The organism is Aureispira sp. CCB-QB1 (genome assembly GCF_000724545.1).
Classification (GTDB): Bacteria; Bacteroidota; Bacteroidia; order Chitinophagales; family Saprospiraceae; genus Aureispira.
Map to the genome: position 1 here is coordinate 1 of NZ_JHBV01000169.1, position 3050 is coordinate 3050.

2 pseudogenes are annotated in these 3050 nt (G+C 37.4%); both read left to right on the plus strand.

What is annotated here, in order from left to right:
- Positions 1-495 (plus strand): annotated as a pseudogene (locus CG11_RS30755) (hypothetical protein); the annotation flags it as partial.
- A 431-nt stretch (positions 496-926) separates the two neighbouring features.
- A pseudogene (locus tag CG11_RS28890) lies at positions 927-3050 on the plus strand (hypothetical protein); the annotation flags it as partial.

A 3050-nucleotide genomic window follows, 5' to 3' on the forward strand; every position in this document is an offset into this window, starting at 1 on the left:
ACGTATGAGAACTTGGGTTATCCATTGTATGAATTTAGCTTGGATGGTTTGCAACCAACGAAAGAGGATACAGAAAAAGCCACCAGTGCTTTAGATTTGATGCGAGTAGTACCGAATCCATACTATGCTTATTCAGATTACGAGGTAAAAGAGACGGATAATGTAGTTAAGATAACCAACATTCCTGCAAAATGTGACATCCGTATTTACTCATTGGATGGACGATTTGTAAAAGAGTTTAAAATAGCTCAAGAGTATAAAAATACATTAGGCTCAGGAGGTGCAAGAAATGGAATTGCAAGAGTAGGATTGGGAACCAATGGACCAGAATCAGATGAACAAATCACAACATCTATCAATTGGGATTTGAAAAATTATGCAGGAGTTCCTGTAGCTGGAGGTGTTTACTTGATTCATGTCAAAGTGGAAGGAGTAGGATCTAAAGTATTAAAAAGCTTTATCATCAATCGAGCATTTGATGCTCAACGTTTGTAAAAAAATTAAGGCTCAGAGAATTTTCTTTGAGCCTTATTTTTTCTATAAAAATGTAAAATTGTGTGAATTTATTGATCAAATAGCAAGTGCTTTTCTTAGAATACCCTAACTTAGTAAGTAAGAGGTCAGAAAAAATAATAACAAAAAATAAGGCTGTTTTAGCTGCGCTGCTACTGCGTGGTACTTGTTATTTTTTGAACGATTATTTATATCCCTAATAATAAATGGAAATGTAGATGTCTTGGTTAAACGACGACTGCTAAATACATATTAATCAAATCGATTCTTTCTATAAAGAAATAAAAGCATTGGTGTGTATAGTGGTCATTGTTAAAGATATAGAATCATTCATTTTGATGATTGCCTTGTTTGGGCGAATTGTTTATCAATCTTGTAACTAATTATTACCTCCTGCCTAAAAACAGTAAAAAATGACAAAAATTAACAATTGGCTTAGTATAATCATTTACTTAGCATGGTTTCCTTTTGCTTATGCTCAAGAGTTGGGGCACACCGAAAATAGCCCGCTACCTGCGAATACAAATACAACCAAAACATTTCGTTCATCTTGTATTGGTTCTAGAGCGCAAACCGATTTAAATATCAATAATGTACGGGCAAGATTACGAGCAGGAGGGGATATATGGTGGGATGGCGTAGAATCTCATTATGTTGTTCCTAATATAGATCCAGCTTCTGGCGAACCTGAGGTATCGGCATTGTTTGCAGGAGCGATTTGGTTAGGGGCTTATGATGATGGTGGAAATCTAATTCTTGCTGCTCAAACTTATCGAAGTAGAGGGAATGACTATTGGACAGGACCACTAGATCCTGACTTGGGAACCATCGAAAAAATAGATTGTGAGCGTTGGGACTTACATTTTACGGTATTAGGGAGTGATATTGATGCTTTAAGGGCTGACCATTTAGATCCACTGAACCCTGGTGTACAAAATACTCCTTCGAAAGGATTATTGGGATGGCCTGCAAAAGGGAATCCACATTTCCTAACAATACATGGATTTGATATTCGTGATTACAATCAAGAATTGGCACCGTTTATAGATTATGATGGTAATGGTATCTACGATCCTTATCAAGGAGATCATCCAATTATAGAAGTGTCAGGTTGTGAAAGTTCAAATTATAACAATCCAGTTTATGCGGATCAAATGACTTGGTGGGTGTATAATGATAATGGTAATTTACATGGACATTCGTCAGGACAAGCTATGAAAATGGAGATTCAGGCAATGGCTTTTGGGTATACAACTACGAATTCTATTAACGATATGTCTTTCTATCGGTACAAGTTATTAAATAGAAATAAATTGGCATTAAACAGCACCTATTTCTCCCTGTGGACGGATCCCGCTTTAGGTTGCCCAACAGATGATTATATTGGTTGCGATACAGTGACAGGAATGGGCTATGTTTACAATCAAGATGTTTTGGATGAAAGTAACTGTTTGGGAGGTGCTTTTCCTGGGTACGGAACGGAAGTACCAGCTTTGGGAGTAGATTACTTTAGAGGGCCATTGGATTCTTCGGGTAAACAAATTGGATTATCTTCTTTCCAATACCATATCAATAGCAACTCTGATCCGAAGGGAGATCCTACGAGTACATTAGGCTTCTATCGGCTGATTTCAGGCTACTGGCCCAATGGAACTCCAATTACAGCAGGAGGGGATGGATACGACCCAGGTAATCAAACAGCAACCCCGACTCCTTATGTGTTTCCATCATTTCCAAATGAAAGCGGTGCTGGAACATGGTCGATGTGTAGCGAAGGTTTATCAGGGCTAGATCAGCGTTTCTTACATACCTCAGGGCCATTTGTCTTGAAACCAGGAGCTACCAATGAAATGATTTCAGGAGTAGTATGGGTGCCAAGTATTCCTGATTATCCATGCCCATCGTTGCGTCCATTGGTAGAGGCAGATGTATTAGCACAGAACTTATTTGATAACTGTTTTAAAATAATAGATGGTCCCGATGCTCCATATATCGATGTCATCGAAATGAACGAAGAGCTGGTCTTGAATTTAACATATAATGAGAATCAAAATAATTTTGGATTAAGTTATTCTGAAACTCCAGGTGAGTTGAAGCCTTTTGCACCATTGGATACAACCTATACTTTTCAGGGATATAAAGTATACCAAGTACAAAATGCTAATATCTCTGTAACAGAGTTGGAGGACGAGACAAAAGCACGTTTAATTTTCCAAACAGATGTAAATGATAATGTTTCTAAGATTGCGAATTGGGAAAAATTTTATGACGAGGATTTAGGAATTGATGTTTCTGTTCCAACGATTCAAGTAGAAGGTACGAACCAAGGTATCAAACATACATTTAGAGTAGTAGAAGACCAATTTGCAGAGGGAGAAAAAGATTTGATCAATCACAAGCCTTATTATTTCTGTGTGGTTGCTTATGCTCATAACGAGTATGAAAAATTCAATCCTGTTACCAATACAGGACAGGCAACACCTTACTTACAAGGTCGAAAAAATTTCAGAATATACACAGGAATACCAAGAATCAAC